The 18,285-nt window shown below is 62.0% G+C and carries 13 protein-coding genes; 7 read left to right on the forward strand and 6 right to left on the reverse strand.

Annotated features, from left to right (window positions below; translation table 11 throughout):
- Positions 1-99: 99 nt before the first annotated feature.
- On the reverse strand, positions 100-1,515 hold the full coding sequence (locus tag ACSSVG_RS08610) for a DUF2130 domain-containing protein (protein ID WP_492418417.1): 1,416 nt from the start codon (positions 1,513-1,515) through the stop codon (positions 100-102).
- 284 nt (positions 1,516-1,799) lie between these two features.
- Between ACSSVG_RS08610 and ACSSVG_RS08615 the strand changes: the two genes are divergently transcribed.
- The 5 genes from ACSSVG_RS08615 (at position 1,800) to ACSSVG_RS08635 (ending at position 12,314) form a co-directional block, all read left to right on the forward strand.
- Positions 1,800-3,854, forward strand: coding sequence for a helix-turn-helix transcriptional regulator (locus ACSSVG_RS08615; protein WP_492418419.1), 2,055 nt, complete (start codon positions 1,800-1,802; stop codon positions 3,852-3,854).
- Positions 3,854-5,485 (forward strand): class I SAM-dependent DNA methyltransferase, encoded by a 1,632-nt coding sequence (locus ACSSVG_RS08620; protein WP_492418421.1) that lies wholly within the window; start codon positions 3,854-3,856, stop codon positions 5,483-5,485. Before ACSSVG_RS08615 ends, ACSSVG_RS08620 begins: the two co-directional genes overlap by 1 nt.
- A complete protein-coding gene (locus tag ACSSVG_RS08625; protein WP_492418423.1) occupies positions 5,478-6,620 on the forward strand; it encodes a restriction endonuclease subunit S in 1,143 nt (380 codons plus the stop codon). The genes ACSSVG_RS08620 and ACSSVG_RS08625 overlap by 8 nt, the downstream gene beginning before the upstream one ends.
- Positions 6,621-6,683: 63 nt before the next feature.
- Positions 6,684-9,911 (forward strand): type I restriction endonuclease subunit R, encoded by a 3,228-nt coding sequence (locus ACSSVG_RS08630; RefSeq protein ID WP_492418425.1) that lies wholly within the window; start codon positions 6,684-6,686, stop codon positions 9,909-9,911.
- Positions 9,912-10,691: 780 nt separating this feature from the next.
- Positions 10,692-12,314 carry an MFS transporter gene (locus tag ACSSVG_RS08635; RefSeq protein WP_231342798.1) on the forward strand — a complete coding sequence of 541 codons (1,623 nt, stop codon included), beginning with the start codon at positions 10,692-10,694 and terminating at the stop codon, positions 12,312-12,314.
- A 140-nt stretch (positions 12,315-12,454) separates the two neighbouring features.
- Here ACSSVG_RS08635 and ACSSVG_RS08640 read toward each other — a convergent pair whose 3' ends face one another.
- A complete protein-coding gene (locus tag ACSSVG_RS08640; RefSeq protein WP_253465754.1) occupies positions 12,455-13,870 on the reverse strand; it encodes an aminotransferase-like domain-containing protein in 1,416 nt (471 codons plus the stop codon).
- Between ACSSVG_RS08640 and ACSSVG_RS08645 the strand changes: the two genes are divergently transcribed.
- Both ACSSVG_RS08645 and ACSSVG_RS08650 read left to right on the forward strand, forming a co-directional pair.
- On the forward strand, positions 13,869-14,789 hold the full coding sequence (locus tag ACSSVG_RS08645; RefSeq protein WP_492418427.1) for a DMT family transporter: 921 nt from the start codon (positions 13,869-13,871) through the stop codon (positions 14,787-14,789). The genes ACSSVG_RS08640 and ACSSVG_RS08645 overlap by 2 nt on opposite strands.
- Before the next feature lie 6 nt (positions 14,790-14,795).
- Entirely contained in the window at positions 14,796-15,419 is a 624-nt protein-coding gene (locus tag ACSSVG_RS08650) for an FMN-binding negative transcriptional regulator (protein ID WP_492418429.1), read from the forward strand.
- A 27-nt stretch (positions 15,420-15,446) separates the two neighbouring features.
- Here the strand turns inward: ACSSVG_RS08650 and ACSSVG_RS08655 are convergent, their stop codons facing one another.
- Genes ACSSVG_RS08655 through ACSSVG_RS08670 form a run of 4 tightly spaced genes read right to left on the reverse strand, consistent with a single transcriptional unit; the run spans position 15,447 to position 18,228 of the window.
- On the reverse strand, positions 15,447-16,649 hold the full coding sequence (locus tag ACSSVG_RS08655; protein ID WP_253465751.1) for a hypothetical protein: 1,203 nt from the start codon (positions 16,647-16,649) through the stop codon (positions 15,447-15,449).
- Complete coding sequence (locus ACSSVG_RS08660; RefSeq protein ID WP_492418431.1) at positions 16,646-17,188, reverse strand: RNA polymerase sigma factor; 543 nt, start codon at positions 17,186-17,188, stop codon at positions 16,646-16,648. Before ACSSVG_RS08660 ends, ACSSVG_RS08655 begins: the two co-directional genes overlap by 4 nt.
- 57 nt (positions 17,189-17,245) lie before the next feature.
- Positions 17,246-17,761: a GNAT family N-acetyltransferase gene (locus tag ACSSVG_RS08665; RefSeq protein ID WP_231342809.1), complete on the reverse strand. Its 516-nt coding sequence runs from the start codon at positions 17,759-17,761 to the stop codon at positions 17,246-17,248.
- Complete coding sequence (locus ACSSVG_RS08670) at positions 17,758-18,228, reverse strand: SRPBCC family protein (RefSeq protein WP_492418433.1); 471 nt, start codon at positions 18,226-18,228, stop codon at positions 17,758-17,760. Before ACSSVG_RS08670 ends, ACSSVG_RS08665 begins: the two co-directional genes overlap by 4 nt.
- Positions 18,229-18,285 lie beyond the last annotated feature (57 nt).

Consider the following 18,285-nt stretch of genomic DNA (forward strand, 5'->3'; position numbering starts at 1 on the left):
CTTCACTGTTTCAGGAAGTGTCGGTAAGTCTTTTGCGGCTATGGCGGATTCCAGGTCTGTGGTGGAATCAACACATTAAGCGGCCCTGGCAAAGGCGCGTCAGTTGACGTCCCACCCGGCCGTCTTCGCTGCCTCCAACTCGGCAAATTTGGTGGTCATTGTCGAGTTGCCTCGCGTGAGCTTCCTAATGGTGAGATCGTCGGCTTTGGCGTTCGCACGCCGCAGGTTGTCGGCAGACTTCTGCAGCGCCACTTTCGTCTTTTCCAGGTCCTTGATCGCTTCATCGATGCGCTTGATCGCCTCCACGAAACCGTCGGAGGCGAGCCTCCAGTTCCGACCGAACGCGTCCTTGAAATCGCTGATCTGCTGTTCGAAATTCGTGATGTCCAAGTTCTGCGCCTTGACCATCGCAAGTTCGGTCTTGTATTCGAGCGAATTCATCGCGGCATTCCGCAGCAGCGCGATCAACTGGATGAAGAACTGCGGCCGGATGACGTACATCTTCGGATAGCGGTGAGAGACATCGACGATCCCGGTGTTGTAGAGCTCGCTATCAGGCTCGAGCAGAGAGACCAGCACGGCGTACTCGCACCCCTTCTCCGTGCGGTCCTTATCCAGCTCTTTCAGGAAGTCTTCGTTCTTATGCTTGGTCGCGGTTCCGTCGTTCTCGTTCTTCATCTCAAACATGATCGACACAATCTCAGTACCGGCACTATCTGAGTCGCGGAAGATGTAATCACCCTTGCTCCCGGCCCGCGCATCGTTGTCCTTCTCGAAATAGGCAAGGGGAAAGGCTGTGGCACGAATGCGGTTGAACTCGGTCTCGCAGTGCTGTTCAAGAGTTTCTCCGACCATCTTGGTCGACAGCTTCGCTTTCAGGTCCCGCAGCCGCTCGATCTGTTCTTCACGGTCCTTGATCTGGGTTTCGTACTTGTCTTTCAGAGCCTTCTCACCGAGCTGCTTCTCGAGATCGGCCCGTTCAAGGCTGCTCTTGAGTTTGTCTCGCTCCTTTTCGACCGTGGTGACTGCTTCGGAGATCTCAAGCTTCTGCACGGTTTCGATGGCTTCGAGCTTCGCCTTGAGGTCCTGGATCGCGGAGTCCTTCTCCGATGCAGTCTTCTGAAGTTCGTTAGCGAGCTTCGCCTCGGCCAGTTCAACTGATGCCTGTTTCTCCTGCTTCGCCTGTTCGAGCTCCTTCATCAGCCCATCGCGCTCCTTCTCGACGGCTCCAAGCGCCTCTGTTACGGCGAGCTTCTGTGCAACCTCACCAGCATCGAGCTTCGACTTCAGGTCCTGGATCTCAGCATCCTTGGCCGCCGCAACCTTCTGGCGTTCGCCAGCGGACTTCGCCTCCGCGAGTTCGAGAGCCGTGGCCTTGTCCTGCTCTGCCAGTTCAAGCCGTTCGTTGAGCTGCTGTTCGAACTCAGCATCGCGAACCTGCTTGGCGATGTCGGCGTAGCTGGCTTCGTCGATAGTAAATGTCTGTCCGCAGTGCGGGCACTTGATGTCATGCATGTCTGGAACCTCAATCAGCTATGTCGGCCTCGTGTAGCCGCACTGGTGGACCCTCCGATCTTTCGGAGGGAGAGGGATTGTCGAAATACGCGGGAACCGGTCCCCCCAATGCATGGTTTCCTGCAGCAGTCGCAACCGGAGACTTCCCTCGTTGCTTGAGAACGAAGCTACGGCAAGGTTCGAATAACAAAAACAAATATTCTGATAACCCTACTTATCAAGCCTGTTGTTTTGTTAGACGCTCCACGGCGATAAGGTGAGGTCAACGACGAAAGGAGGCGGACATGAACCAAACAGAATCCATGCGCATGACCCTGTCTGACGTCGCCGCACTCGCAAAGGTCCAGCGCCCGGTAGTGTCCATGTGGCGCAAACGCAGTGCCGGATCCGCCCACCCATTTCCGAAGCCTGTAGCGCTCAACGGCAGGTTGGAACTCTTTGACTCCGGCCACATCGCTGCTTGGCTGACCGATACTGGGCGGGGCAACAACCGGGAGGCAGCTAACGACGTCGCCGCCTTTACCCGCATGCCCGGCATGACTGTCGATGGAGCCCGGGGAAACACCTTCGACACTCTCACGGCACTGCTGACGCTCAAGGAAATTACTGGCAACTCGTTGGCACAGCTGAGCCGGGAGGAATTGCTGGACGCTGCAGACGAGTGCGATCCGGATGACAGTTTCCTGTATTCCGAAATGGAAGCCGCGGGGACATCGCTTGCCTCCACGGCGGCATTCGCCGACCGGCTGGTGGACAGTGCCTACAACGTGGCGGCGGCCTTCGAACATCTGCTTGCCGCGAGGTTCCGCGAGGGGCTGCGAGAGTACTCGGCCACAGCCCTCACCGACTCAGCTGTGGGGCTGGTGGCAGCTGCCGCCGTTGAACTGGCCGCGACTCTTGGCGGAAACTCCGTCTTTGCTGATTCCACAAGAGGCGGCAGTGATCTTCTTATGGGCGTCGTCCATGCCGCCGGGGAAGCAGCGCCGGTCACTTTCCTGACCGCGGACGACGACGGCGGTTCGGGTCGCCTGGCGCGTCGCCGACTGCGGGTACACGGCGTGGAGTGCGGGCAGATCCATCTCGATCCAAGTGGAGAGTTCGCCGCCCAAGGACCTGTAGTTCACGTGGCTCAGTACCCGTCCCCCGGTGAATCCGGCATGGACGGAGCGCAAATCCTTGCGGCGGTGGAACAGATTCTCCTACAGATGGATGATCACCAGCGGGCTGTCATCATCGCCCCGGCGCGGGTTCTCTGCGATTCGCCGATGGACGGCCACTCTTCAGCGCTCCGTGCGGAGTTGCTGCGAATCGGCCGGGTCCGCGCCATCGTGCGACTGCCCCTGGGTCTGCTGCGCGCCAAGCCCCGCGAAGCTCAGGCGCTCTGGGTGATGGGACCGTCCTTCACTGAGGTTCCCATTGCCGAGCGCTGGACCATGGTGGCGGACCTCAGCACCCAAGACCTCACAGAAGACGTGAAGCAGGACCTGGTTAGCGACATCGTTGCCTCCATGGGAAACGGCGCAACTGTGCGCGCCCATTCCTTCCGGTTCGCTCGGCTAGTGCAGACCCGGCATCTGCTGGTCAGCAGGAAGTCCTTAGTGCCAGCGCCACCCCATCGTTCGGCGGGCATGCCGAATGGTGCCGAGGCAGCACTCCGGGTGGAGGAACTGGCGCGTCTGCTGCAGCCCATCGGCCCGCCTGCCATTCACGTCTTGCCCACAGGTACGAACATGAACACCCAGCCAGCTACAGTCCAAGAACTCATCTCCGCCGGTACTCTCAAGCACATCAAGGGAAACCGGGTGGCAGAGGTGGACTTGAATCCGCTGGCGGGAACCCGGGCAATGGGCCCGGCGGAGCTGCTTGACCCGCACAACGTCCCGCCCCGGCACATCGGCCTAATGGACCTGGCAGCCAAGTATCCAGCGAGCCGGCTCACCCAGCCAGGCGACGTCGTCTTCTGCACGAGCCCTCAGCCCGCTGCAATGGTGGACACGCACGGTGGCTCCGTCGTCATGTTCCCGGCGAAGGTACTACGGGTTGACGCCGCTGACCCGGGAGGGCTGTCGCCGATCGTCGTTGCCTCCGACATCAACAGCCTTTCCCCAACGGACAAGGCCTGGCGCAGGTGGCGCCTGCGTCGCGTATCTGAGGCCCAGCGGAGGAAACTGGGCGATGCTCTTGCCTGGCTGCAGCAGGAGCAGCAACAAGCCCGAGAACGGCTCGGGCGACTCCACGAAGTCGCTACGCTGATTACGGACGGCGTGGCGAGCGGAAGCCTCACCCTGATAGATCCCAGCAGTAATCTCGCCGACCCACAGACAAAAGGAACCCAGTAATGCCCCCGAAATTGAAGGTGGACCTCGCCCCGTCCACCATGAAGGAACTCAAGGACACCCTCTGGAAAGCCGCGGACAAGCTGCGCGGCTCTATGGATGCCTCACAGTACAAGGACGTGATCCTGGGCCTGGTTTTCCTGAAGTACGTCTCCGACGCTTTCGACGAACGACGTGAGCAGATCCAAGCCGAACTGGAGGCGGACGGTCTCAACGAGGACCAGATTGCCCAGCTGATCGACGACGTCGACGAGTACACCGGCCGCGGTGTCTTCTGGGTGGCGCCTCGGGCGCGGTGGAACTATCTGGCGGAGAACGCCAAGGGCCTGCCTGCAGCCATGGGCGAGCACCCGAAGTTAGTGGGCCAGCTCATCGACGAGGCCATGGACATGATCATGATGGACAACAAATCCCTGTCCGCCACGCTCCCCCGCATTTACAACAGGGACAACGTGGACCAGCGCCGACTGGGCGAGTTGCTTGACCTGTTCAACTCCGCACGGTTTACGGGCCAGGGCGCTAGCAAGGCCCGAGACCTGCTGGGCGAGGTCTACGAATACTTCCTCGAAAAGTTCGCCAAGGCCGAGGGCAAACGAGGTGGCGAGTTCTACACCCCCGCCGGCGTGGTCCGCGTCCTGGTGGAGGTACTGGAGCCGCACCGCGGGCGAGTGTACGACCCCTGCTGCGGATCCGGAGGCATGTTTGTTCAGGCCGAGAAGTTCCTGGAGGCCCACAATACGGAAGGCTCCGACATCTCCGTCTACGGCCAGGAGCTCAACGAGCGCACCTGGCGGATGGCCAAGATGAACCTCGCCATCCATGGCCTCAACGCCAACCTCGCCTCCCGCTGGGGCGACACCTTCGCTCGCGACCAGCACCCGGAGCTGACCGGCAACAACGGCGCCGACTTCATCATGGCCAACCCACCCTTCAACATCAAGGACTGGGCCCGCTCCGAATCCGACCCCCGCTGGAAGTACGGTGTACCCCCGGCAGGCAACGCCAACTACGCCTGGATTCAGCACATCATCTCCAAGCTGGCCCCCGGCGGCAGCGCCGGCGTGGTCATGGCTAACGGCTCCATGTCCTCCAACTCCGGCGGCGAAGGTGAGATTCGCGCTCAGCTGGTGGAGGCCGATCTCGTCTCCTGCATGGTGGCCCTGCCCACCCAGCTCTTCCGCAGCACCGGCATTCCGGTGTGCACATGGTTCTTCGCCAAGGACAAGACGGCCGGCCCCCGCGGCTCCATTGACAGAACCGGGCAAGTGCTCTTCATCGATGCACGGAACCTCGGCGACATGGTGGACCGCGCAGAGCGCGCGCTGTCCGACGACGAAATCGCTAAGATCGCCAACACCTACCACGCATGGCGCGGCACAGCATCAGCGATTGAAGCAGACCTGGCGTACGACGACGAGGCCGGCTTCTCCTACTCGGCGTCACTTGCCGAGATCAAGGCTGCGGACTACGCGCTGACGCCTGGACGGTATGTGAGGGCCGCCGAGGTAGCGGACGACGGCGAACCGATTGAGGATAAGATCGCGCGGCTTTCGAAGGAGCTGTTTGAACAATTCGAAGAGTCCGAGCGGCTGGCGGCGGTTGTGCGCAAGCAGTTGGGGAGGGTCGATGTCTGAGGGGACCGTTCGTGACCTTGGCACCCTCTTTGATGGTCCCCACGCAACACCCACGCGAATTGAATCGGGGCCATACTTCCTGAACATTTCCAGCTTGAACGGCGGGCGGTTGGATCTGAACCAGTCCGATCGAGTATCAGAACCAGACTTTCAGAAGTGGACTAGGCGCGTTGAGCCGAGAGAAGGAGATCTCCTCTTCTCCTATGAGACGCGGCTCGGCGAGGCAGCTCTCATGCCCGCGAACGTTCGCGCATGCCTCGGCAGGCGCATGGCACTTATTCGTCCAAACCGTTCAGTAGTCGACCCAAAGTTTCTTCTCTACTACTATCTGAGCCCAGGGTTCCAGCGAACGATTGAACAACATACTATTCATGGGGCGACCGTTAACCGCATCAGTCTTTCCACGATGGGTGCGTGGCCCGTGTCAATCCCGCCACTCGTCGAACAGCAAGCCATTGCGGAGGTTCTGGGCGCTCTCGACGATAAGATTTCCGCCAACACCAAACTCATCGCCCTACTTGACGCCCGAATGGCGCTTGAATACACCGCGGCAGTTGACGAAGGAACGCGCGTAGCACCGTTATCTACGGTCGCGGAGTTCCATAATCGGCGCCGTGTACCCTTGTCCGCTCGAGAACGTGAACTGAGACCTGGCAACGTTCCATACTACGGGGCCAGCGGCATATTTGGAAATGTAAACGAAGCGATATTCGATGAACCACTGGTGCTGGTGGGAGAAGACGGCTCTGTTATAAATGCCGATGGCACCCCTGTTGTTCAATACATTTGGGGGCCAGCATGGGTCAACAACCATGCACACGTTCTGACGGGCATCGGAGTTTCCACGGAGCTTCTGTACCTCGCAATCGCAAGGGCACAGGTCGCGACGCTGGTCACCGGGGCAGTGCAGCCCAAGATCAACATGGGCAACCTGAAGCGACTAGCGCTGGAGTTGCCTGCAAGGAACGTTGACAGGTTGGAGACAATAGTCGGTGCGGAGACGGCTTTAAAGCGCAGAGCGGTTGAGGAGAAAGAAACCTTGGCCGCCACCCGGGATACACTCCTCCCCCAGCTCATGTCTGGCAAACTGCGAGTCAAGGACGCGGAGAAGGTATTGGAGGACGCGGGAGTGTGAGGTCGGACGCGCCAGCCCGACCAGCGACTCTGACACAGAAGCAGGATTCACACAACATTTTAAATGACCACCGGTCCAACAGGGGGAACAACCGTGACAGCAGGAACACCAGCAGTAGCCTTTTCCGAAGCTGACTGGGAGGGCATGGCCCTTGAGCTCTTGGCCGAGCCACTCGGCTGGCGGCCCTTGCCGGGGCAGGACATCGCTCCCGGATCGGACGAGCGGGAGACATGGGATGAACTGCTGATCCGGCCGCGGCTGCTCGCCGCCCTCCAGCGGTTCAACCCTACTGTTCCCGCCCAATACCTGCAGCAGGCACTCGCCGAGATCGCCGCTCCGGAATCGATCGACGCCATTGCCGAAAACCACCGCATCCACAACTACCTCGTGAATGGGTACCGGCTCAGTTACATCGACTCGGACGGTAACGAAGCCAACCCCACCATCCACCTGCTGAGCAGGGACCCCGACCAGAACGACTGGCTCGCCGTCAATCAAGTCACGCTGGTGCAGGGGGACTATAAGCGTCGCTTCGATGTCGTGCTCTACTGCAACGGCATGCCTGTGAGTGTCATCGAACTGAAGAAGGCAGGCAGCGCCACGGCTGACGTGGCCGCGGCGCATGCGCAGCTACAGACTTATCTTCGGGAATTTCCCATGGCGTTCCGCTTCTGTGTGTTCACGCTCGCATCAGATGGTATCCAAGCAAAGTACGGCACTCCGTTCACTCCCCTCAACCACTTCTCGCCATGGAATGTGGACGATGATGGTCGGCCGATCGCACCAGGCTACATGGAGGCCGGCGTCGCCGTCACGGCCCTGGAGACCGCCCTTTACGGTTTGTATAACCAAGAGCGTTTTCTGCAGTTAGCCCGTAACTTCACTGCGTTCGACGGTGGCCCGGAAGGGCTATTGAAGCGCATCGCGAAGCCGCACCAGTACTTCGCCGTCACCAAAGCCGTCGGCAGCACCGTTCAAGCAGTGGAAAGCAACGGCAAAGCAGGCGTCGTCTGGCACACACAGGGCTCTGGCAAGTCAATGGAGATGGAGCTCTACGCCAACCTGGTGGCACGGCATCCGAAGTTGAAAAACCCGACGGTCGTGGTGATCACGGACCGAAACGAGCTCGACGGCCAGTTGTTCGAGGGCTTTGATAGGAGCCTGCTGCTGGCCGAGTCGCCACAGCAGATCCGGAAGCGCTCTGAACTGCGGGAGGAACTTACTAACCGTGCGACCGGCGGTATCTACTTCACTACCCTGCAAAAGTTCGGGCGCAGCAAAGCCGAAAAAGATGCCGGCGCCGAGCACCCGCTGCTTTCCAACCGACGCAACATCATTGTGGTTGTTGACGAGGCGCACCGCTCGCACTACGACGACCTGGACGGATACGCCCGGCACCTGCGCGACGCACTCCCCCATGCCACGTTGATCGCCTTTACCGGAACGCCGATCTCCTTTGATGACCGGAACACGCAGGAAGTCTTCGGCGATTACATCGACGTGTACGACCTCACCCGGGCGGTGGAGGACGGCGCCACGGTGCCCGTGTACTTTGAGCCGCGGCTCATCAAGGTGGGACTCGCGTCCGACGTGACAGAAGAGGTCCTCGATCAGGCAGCCGACGAGGCCACCCTGGGCCTGGACGATACTGAACGAGCGCGACTCGAGGCGAGCGTCGCCGTCGTGAACGCCGTGTACGGTGCGCCGCAGCGTATCGCTGCGTTGGCGGAAGACTTGGTGGCGCATTGGGAGAACCGGCGCGAACGCATGCGCAAGTTCATTGAAGCGCCAGGCAAGGCGATGATCGTGGGCGGCACACGTGAAATTTGCGCGAACCTCTACTCCGCTATCGTGGCGCTGAGGCCTGACTGGCACTCGGATGACCTTGCCAAGGGAAAGATCAAGGTGGTGTACTCCGGTAACGCCACCGATGTTCCCCCGGTGTCGGATCACGTGCGACGCGACTCGGCGAATGCGACGGTAAAAGAGCGGCTTAAGGACATTGACGACGAACTGGAGCTCGTCATCGTCAAGGACATGATGCTCACCGGTTACGACTCACCGCCCCTGCACACGTTGTACCTGGACCGGCCCCTGAAGGGTGCGCTGTTGATGCAGACCCTGGCCCGTGTAAACCGCACCTTCCGCGGCAAACAAGACGGCCTGCTTGTGGCCTACGCTCCGCTGGCTGAGAATCTAACCCAGGCGTTGGGCGAGTACACGAAAGATGATCAGGCGAACAAGCCAGTCGGCAAGAACCTAGATGAAGCGGTTGGGCAGACGGTGCTGCTGGTCGAAGAACTCCGTGGGATGGTCTCCGGATACGACTGGAAATCCGTGCTGAAGAAGGGCGGCCCGCGGGCTTTTGTCAGCGCTGCGACGGGCGCGGCTAATTATCTGCGAAGCCCGGAGACACCGGGTAATAAGCCAGCCGAGGGCGAAGAAACGCTGGCCTCAAAATACCGTCGGTACTCCGGCCAGTTGTCACGGGCGTGGGCGCTGAGTTCCGGCTCGGATACCTTGGCCGAACTGCGGCCCGAAATCCAGGTCTACGAGGAGACTCGGATCTACATGGCCAAGTTCGACGCCGCAGATCGACAGGCCAGCGGTGAGCCGGTCCCGGAAGAGATCCAGCGGCTGCTGGGCAACCTAGTGGCGTCCGCAACCTCTTCCGGCGAGGTCCTGGACATCTACGAAGCAGCCGGCATGCCGAAGCCGTCGCTGGACGACCTGACGCCGGAATTCATGGCCAAGACCCAGAACGCCCGCAACCCGCAGCTGGCAATTGAGGCACTGCGAAAGCTCATCGCTGACGAGTCAGCCGTCGTGACGCGAAACAACGTGATTCGCCAGCGGGCCTTCTCGGAACGCATTACCGAGCTGATGCGGAAGTACACCAACCAGCAGCTGACATCGGCGGAGGTCATCGCTGCGTTGGTGGAGCTGGCACGCGAAGTCGCGGCCGAGGGCAACCGAGGCGCTCATTTCACGCCCCCTCTAAACTCGGACGAGCTGGCTTTCTATGACGCTGTGGCCTCCAACGAGTCTGCCGTGGAGATACAGGGCGAAGGCGTGCTCGCCGATATCGCCCGCGAGCTGCTGTCAGTGATGCGCCGGGACGTTCGGACCGATTGGACGGTGCGTGATGACGTCAGGGCAAAACTTCGTTCCTCGATCAAGAGGCTTCTGGTCCGTTTCGGGTACCCGCCGGACAAGCAGCCTGAAGCGATCAAACTGGTGATGGAGCAGATGGAGTCTATGGCGCCTCGGTTTGCGGAGGCACGGCTTTAGCTGGAAGCTACGCCGGCGTGGTCGTTGAGGTGCCTTCTGGCCGATACGCTGGAATCATCAGGCACGAGCCTGCTGTGCCGTTAACGAACGAAAGACCCGAGTGCAATCGGGTCTTTGTTCAGCGCGGTGCGCTCATTGGTGCGGTCAGAGGGTCATATCCTCAAATCCGAACACTTTGAGTGTATGGCCCTACGCACGTAGGGCGCAACGTTGTTGTGCCCACAGACACGTGCAGGCCGTGCCCTGTTCCTCCGGGAGGAGGTGCCGGCATGGAATCCAAACGGAAACGTGAAGAACCATGGGGCGCCTGGAACCTGGTGGTCAACATCATCCGACTAGTCGTTGATGTCGTCCGCCTGTTCTGGCACAACATCCCCTAACCGGGAGCGGTGGCCATCGGCGCAATGCTGGTGGCCACCGTCAATGTGCCATCGGCTGGTTCTACTCGGGCAACTGCCCGGCGCGTATTAGTGGGCCGATGATCGGAGCGATTGACTCCCAAACCATCAGCTTTTAGGCCCGAATCCGCCCCGTTAAGTGGGCTCAGCTAAACAATTTGGTAACAACGTGCTCACCGGGGCAAAAACCGGCCACGTTCCGCTTGATTGCAGGGCAAGAGCGGGTAATGAGATGCAACACAGCTAGGCAATTTGCACCCTCATTTGGCCCAAAAATCCGATCTCAACTCGGGTTTTCGGCCCAAAACGCGTAAAATTGAAACCCTGCCCAGAGCGGGGCAGCAGAAGTCGCAAGCAAATGACCTCCCTAGGAGAAGCCCAAATGCCCATAGACCAAAGCAAGTCCGTCTCTCCGGATGGCGCAAGGAACGCCACCGGAAACCAGGAACCGGCAGCCCCCACGGGCGCCGCAAACGCAGTAAAGAACGCAACGAAGAAAACGAAGCTTCGCCCGAAGCGCCGGCTCAAAGAGTCCGACGTTAACGTGGTGAACAAGCCGATGCTGCGCAAAGCACTCGGCGGCACGATCGTCGGCAACACCATGGAGTGGTACGACGTCGGCGTGTTCGGCTACCTCATCACCACCATGGGCCCTGTCTTCCTGCCGGAAGCAGACAAGTCCGTCCAGACACTCTTCCTTCTGGGCACCTTCGCCGCAACCTTCATCGCGCGCCCCCTCGGCGGCGTCGTATTCGGTTGGCTCGGCGACAAGGTGGGCCGCCAGAAGGTCCTCGCAGCAACACTGATGCTGATGGCGGCAAGTACGTTCGCCGTCGGCCTCCTTCCCGGTTACGCGCAGATTGGCATCTGGGCCGCCGCGTTGCTGGTGATCCTGAAGCTCATCCAGGGCTTCTCCACCGGTGGCGAGTACGCCGGTGCCACAACGTTCGTCAGCGAGTACGCCCCGGACAAGCGCCGCGGCTACTTCGCCAGCTTCCTCGATATGGGCAGCTACATCGGCTTCGCCCTCGGCGCCGCCTTGGTTTCGGTCCTGCAGCTCACGCTCGGACAGGCAGCCATGGAGGAATGGGGTTGGAGGATTCCGTTCCTGATCGCTGGTCCGCTGGGCCTTATCGCCGTGTACTTCCGTAGCAAGATCGAGGAATCTCCCCAGTTCCAGGCAACCCTTGACGCCCAGGAGGCCTCCGCCAAGGACGCCGCATCCCAGGATGCAGCTGTCGCCAAGGGACCCATTGGCATCATCAAGGCCTACTGGCGCCAGATCGTGCTGGCCATGATCCTCGCGGCCGCAGCCAACACCGTTGGTTACGCGCTGACCTCGTACATGCCCACGTACCTGACGGATTCCAAGGGCTACGACCCCGTCCACGGCACCCTGCTGACCATCCCGGTCCTGGTGATCATGGCCGTATGCATCCCGCTGACCGGCAAGCTCTCGGACCGTATCGGCCGCCGCCCCGTCTTGTGGGTAGGCGCAGGCAGCACCATCGTGTTCTCGGTGCCTGCCTTCCTTCTGATCGGCATTGGCGACATCTGGTCCACACTGGCCGGCCTTGCGCTGATCGCTTTCCCAGTGACGTTCTACATCGCCAACCTGGCTTCGGCCCTGCCGGCGCTGTTCCCGACGTCCAGCCGCTATGGCGGCATGGGTATCGCTTACAACTTCTCTGTGGCGATCTTCGGCGGAACCACGCCGTTCATCGTCCAGGGACTCATTGAGGGCACCGGCGATGACATGATGCCGGCGTACTACCTGATGGGTACGTCCATCATCGGTGCGATCGCCATCTACTTCCTGCGCGAATCGGCCCAGCGCCCCCTGCCGGGCTCCATGCCCAGCGTGGACACCCAGGCTGAAGCACGCGAGCTCGTAGCAACGCAGGACACCAACCCGCTCATCAACCTGGACGAGATGCCGTTCGACGGCCAGCCAATCGATGATGCCGTGTTTGGCAAAGGCAACAAGGACCTGACACCCGCTTAGGAACTCTTTGCCTGCAACTTCTGCGCAGCGATTCAGATAGTTCGCGGCAGCTTGCCGCCCACCGTAGCCACCAACCCCAAGGCGCTCTCCTTGGTGCTGGTGGCTACGGCTGTTAAGTGGGGTTCGACGGCGCCCGCGGCTCAGGCCTGCAGCAAGCCTTTGACTGCCTCACCGATGATCCGTGCACCCTCCGGAAAGGCGCCCGGGTTGGGTCCCGCGTAATTGAGCCTGATGTACGGGCCCTCCGGTTCAGCGGGGAACCACTCCGTGCCGGCGGCAATGAGCACCCCGGCCGCCTCGCAATCCCTGGTGAGTTGCTCGACGTCGAACCCGTCCGGCATCCGCAACCACAAGTTAAGGCCGCCTTTGGGCAGATGGCTGAGGTGCGCCTGCGGCACGTGCTCCCGCAGGCTGGTGACCAGGAGGTCGCGGCGTGATTGCAGCTGATGGCTGAGACCGCGAAGGTGGGTCTGCCACCCCGGTTGCGTGACGACGTCGAGCGCCGCCGCCTGAAGCAGTCCGCTAACGTACATCGACTCCGCGGCCTGCGCGCCCATGATGCGTTCGCGCGCCGGACCACGGGCGATGATCGCGGCCACGCGGACGGATGGCGAGACACTCTTGGTCAGCGAGCGGATATAGACCACGTGGCCGGAATCGTCCTTGGCTGCGATCGGAACGGACGGGGCGGTGATGCCGAAGTCGTGGGCCCAGTCGTCCTCCACAAGGAAAGCGCCGTGTCGCTGGACGATCCGCAGGACCTCCTCGCCGCGTTCTGCCGACCACTGCGCACCTGTGGGGTTCGCGAAGTTGGGTTGGGCGTAGAACAGGCGTGCCCCGGATTCCGCAAAGGCCCTGTCCAGCTCGTCGGGATCGGGGCCTTCCGGGCCGCTGGGGACAGGGATGACATTCACGCCGGCCTGGCCGGCGGCCAGCAGCGCGCCCCAGTAACTGGGGGACTCCACCAGCAGGGGCTGGCCGTGCCCCACCAGACCTCGGAAGATCGAGCTGAGTCCGCTCTGGCTGCCGGGAAGTACGACGACGTCGCTCGGCTGGGGCGGCGTGACGCCCACTGGCGTTGAGGTGCTGAGCTCTTGCGCGAACCATGATTGCAGCTCGGGAATGCCTTGCGCCGGCGGTCTTGAAAGGGCAGCGTCTCCGCGGGCAGACCGCGTCAGCGCCGCACGTACGAGCCGTTCGGGAAGCAATTCGCGGGCCGGGTAGCCTGAGTGGAACGCGATGACGTCGTTGGAGGCGCTGCGCATGGCGGCTGAATTCAGTGGACGCGCGGCCTTGGCTGCCCTCAGAGCGGCTGTTTGCCAGCCGTAGTCCGAAGGCCGTGCCGTGCGGTACGCCCGGACGAATGTCCCGACGCCCGGGCGGCTCTCGATCAAACCCTGGGCTGTGAGCGTCCGCAGGGCCTTTTGAACGGTGACCGGGCTTGCCTTGTGTTCAGTTACGAGTTGCCGGGTAGATGGCAGTTTAGCTCCCGGGGCCGCCCCTGCGATCCATTCCTTTACTCGCGAGACGATGAGGGAACTGCTATCGTTGTTCATGAGTCACAATAGTAGCGCTACTACTCTTTCGCGGCCAGTGGTATCCACTCCGACATCGATCGGAATCTGGTGGGGCCTCCTCGGCGTTGTTGCCTTCTCCTTCACCGTGCCGCTCACCCGCGTGGCTGTGGAGGGAATGTCTCCCCTGTTCATCGGAGCGGGCAGGGCCGTTGTGGCAGCCATCCTTGCGGCGCTGGCACTGGCCCTGACCCGGCAGCGTTTTCCACAGGGCCGCCAGTGGATCCGACTGGCCGTGGTGGCCGGCGGAATTGTGGCCGGGTTCCCTTTGCTCACCACCTTCGCCCTCACCAGCACCTCTGCCAGCCATGGCGCCGTGGTGATCGCGCTACTACCCGCAGCCACGGCTACCGCGGCGGTCATCCGGGGACGGGAACGTCCACGCCTGCTCTTCTGGATCCTTACGGCCGTGGGTGTTGTGGCCGCGCTTGTTTTCGCGCTGGTTCAAGCCGGTGGTTTCGGCTCCCTGCATTGGGCCGACCTCCTGCTGCTCGGAGCGGTCCTTGCTGCAGCCATTGGCTACGCAGAGGGAGGATTGCTGGCCCGCGAACTCGGCTCATGGCAAACCATCTCGTGGGCACTGGTGGTGGCTGCGCCAGCGATGATCGTGCTGACTCTGTTGTCTTTGGACTCCGGCATGCCGAACGCTACGCCCGTCCAATGGTTGTCCTTCGCGTACCTGGGTGTAGTGAGCATGTTCCTCGGCTTCTTCGCCTGGTACCGGGGCCTGGCCATCGGGCCCATGGCGCAGGTCAGCCAGATCCAGCTCGTCCAACCCGTCATGACCATCGCGTGGGCCGCCCTTCTCCTGGGCGAGCCGATGACGTGGACCACCGTAGTGGGTGGCCTCGCTGTCATCGTCTGCGCCGGTGCCGCTGTCCGCGTCAGGCTCAGGAAGTAGGAAGCCATGTACACACCCGCACACTTTGCCCCCTCCGCCGAAGCCGTGGAGGCGCTGCTCCAGGACGCCGGTGCCGCAAACCTCGTGACCATGTCGGAGGATGAACTGCTCGCCACGCTCCTACCGTTTGTCTACGAGCCATCGATAGGTGACCACGGTGCCCTGCACGCCCACATGGCCCGCAACAATACGCAGTGGTCCTCGCCCGTTACCGGTGAGGCACTCATGATCGTGCAGGGCAACGACGCCTACATCTCGCCCTCCTGGTATGCCTCGAAAGCCGAGCACGGCCGGGTGGTGCCGACCTGGAACTATTCCACCGCCCACGTCTACGGCGAGCTGGTGATCCATGACGACGCCGAATGGCTGGCCCGGCACGTGCGCCGCCTGTCACACCAGCACGAAGCCGCGATGCCGCAGCCTTGGACTGTGGACGAAGCACCCGAGCGGTTCATCGCCGGGCAGCTGAAGGCGATTGTCGGCGTCGAACTTGTGATCACCCGGGTGGAGGCGAAGACGAAGCTCAGCCAGAACCGGAGCGCCGCAGACGTGGCCGGGGTCATCGAGGGCTTGCGCACTGTGGGCGACCCGGCGAGCGCGGCAGATGTGGAACGGGCGCGGACCTCATAGAAGCTTCGAGGTTGAACTCGTGGCGCGCTAGGGCCGTGGCAGCGCAACTCCGTGCTTCTTCTGGAACGGGCTGGCCCCTGGAAGCTCGGGGGTGACTTCGAAGACCCGCAGCGTCTCGCCAGCGCAGGAAGCGGTCTCCGTGGTCAATTCGCCGGACACTTGGGGCCGCGGTTCAAGGTCGGTCATGTAAATGAAGCCCCACTCATTAAGAATGACCGGAGTGTCCGCCTGCACCGCTGCATTAGCGTAAACGCGGCCCTCGGCATCCACGGGCAGCGACCTGATGGCCGCTGTGAATCCGGTGGGCCAGCGCAGGTACACCTTCTCGGCACTGTTCTCAAAGGTGAAGCAGGCCCCGGCAACGGACATGTGCCCACGGACCACCCCTTCCCTTGATCCTCCCGTGCCCTCCGTTCCCTTGACGACATCGGGAGCCACCCCTCCTGAACGGTTTCCTTCGTATGTCGATACCGGAACATCCCCCATGGGTGCGACATTTATGCGTGCACGCAGGTCATCGCCGATGTCGACGGGCTCATCCGTGACCGGATTTACTGTGGTGGAGGTACGGATATTTTGAACCCGCAGCAGTGAGTGTGCTGTGTTCATCAACTGCAGACCGCCGTCACCACCCCGGGCAAAGAAGCCGAGGAACGTCATGGGTGCTTCCTTCTGGGAATCCCGCCAAAGCAGCGTTCCGCTGATCCTGTCGTCAGCTGCAGACACGTCAACCGAGGTGGTTCCCACAGCACTTGAGCCCTTCAACACCTGCCTGACGTTGACCGGTTCGATGCCGAGTTGCTGCATGCTCCCGGTGGGCAATGCTTCAACCACCAGCACTTCGTCCGCGGAGACGAACATGTCATGGAACGGCCCGGCCGGCGGAAGTTGCGCGGCGGTGGGCGTCGGAGTTGCTGCCCCGGTCCCCGTACCAGCCGGCAGCTCTATTGCCGCCGGCGGAGTGGAGGGCGGTGACTGAAGGATGGCGGGAACAAGGACTGTGGCCCCCACCACCGCGGCGGCCACCACTATGCCGCCGACCCAGCGGCGGCGCCTCACGGCCCTCCGCTGGCGGCCGATCCCGGAACCGCCGGCAAAGATGTGGGTCAGGTCCGAGTCCTGGAATGACAGGCTTCTGGCCCGGCTCCGTTCCAACTCGGACTCTGTGACATCCGAGGCAGGGTCGGCAGCGAGCAGGCGGTCCACATCCTTTGCGGAAAGCTCTTTCATCGTTGGGACTCCTGTGACTCTCGTTCGCGCTGGAGCAGGTGGCCGAGCGCTTTCCTGGCACGGTGAAGGCGCATCCGTACGGCGGTGGCCGAGGTGTTGAGGAGGTCGGATACCTCGCTCGAGGTGAATCCGTCCCAGTACGTGAGCAGTAGGACCTCGCGGTCGTCCGGCTTGAGCTGGTCCAAGGCATCCCGGACGGACGCATCTGCGTCGGTTCCGTGGTCTTGGCCCAAGTCCATGCGCTCCATGAAAAGGGAAGACAAAAGGTTGGCGGAACGTGCCGAGGACCTCATGTGATTGCGCAATACGTTATGGGCGATGCCGAAGAGGACCATGGCCGAGAGGTCTTGGTCCTCATGCGCGGACTTCTCCCACGTGATCCGAAAGACCTCGGCGCATAGGTCTTCCGCCGTGGAAGGATTCGTGGTTCGGCGACGAAAGTAGCGGTACACGGCGTCGTGACAGGCTGCATGGGCCGCCGTAAACCGCTTTTGTCTTTTCACGTCCACGCGATCCCCCAGATGCGTTTGCAAGCTCATACCCGGTTAATGTCCGGCAGCCCGGCAAGTGTAACCACGGTACGAAAGTTTCCTGCCCTACTTCGGCGGTACCGCCGGGCGCCACATCGCTACTCGTGGCCAGCGGGTCAAGCCCAACCCGGCTTCGTGCTCCATGAGGCGGGCCAGCTCGGGCCCCCAGGTGCCGGCGTCGAGCACTTCGAACCCAAGCCGACGGTAGTACGGGGCGTTCCACGGCACATCCCGGAAAGTGCTGAGGGTTTGCCGATGCATCCCATGTCCCCTGGACCATACCCGCGCCGCGTGCAGCAGTTCGCGGCCCAGGCCCTGGTGGGCATAGTCGGGGTGGACACTGACTTGCTCAACGTGGCCGGCTCCATCCACGATGTCCGCCAGGAGATAAGCCACTGGATAGTCGAGCCCGTCCACGAACACCCATGCCCGGCCAGCTACGGCATAGTGGTTCAGCTCCTCGACGGAGAGGGGCTCGTCCTCGGCGATGGAGTCCATCCCCAATGCCCGGAAAGCCTGGCCCGCGGCACGCTCGATGTCCTGCAAAATCAGGAGATCGTCCGCATGCGCGAGCCTGATCATGGCCGGCTATCCAGCGCTGGAGGTGCTTGGGCCACCAGGAATTCGTTGCGTACTTCGATCAGGTTCTGCAGGTAGCGGGCCAGCACCAGCTTCTCCACCCATCGGCCCAACGGACCGAACGGTGCGGCAAACTCCACAGTGTCCACCATGAGTGTCCCGCTTCCGTCGGGCCGGAACTCGTGCGTGTGGCGGAGGTACTTGAAGGGGCCCTTCACCTGTTCGTCCGAGAACGACGCCGGTGCCTCCATCCGCGTGATGCGGCTGGTCATGCGGAACCGGACGCCAAGGTGCCACGCCTGCCAGGTGACAGTCTCACCTTCGGAGATCAAACCAGTGGTGACACCGTCCACGGCCTTCTCGCGGCTCTTGGTCATGGACCCCACGTGGGCGTCAATGTTGCGGGCGAGATCGAACAACTCCTGCGGCGGCATGGCGGAGCGGGTGCGGCAGACGAAAGCGACGGGCATACCTCGATCTTCCCAGACCATGCGGGGTGCGTGTGCCCTATCCCGCTACGGCTTGTG

Source organism: Paenarthrobacter sp. E2MeOHC11, from assembly GCF_058744955.1.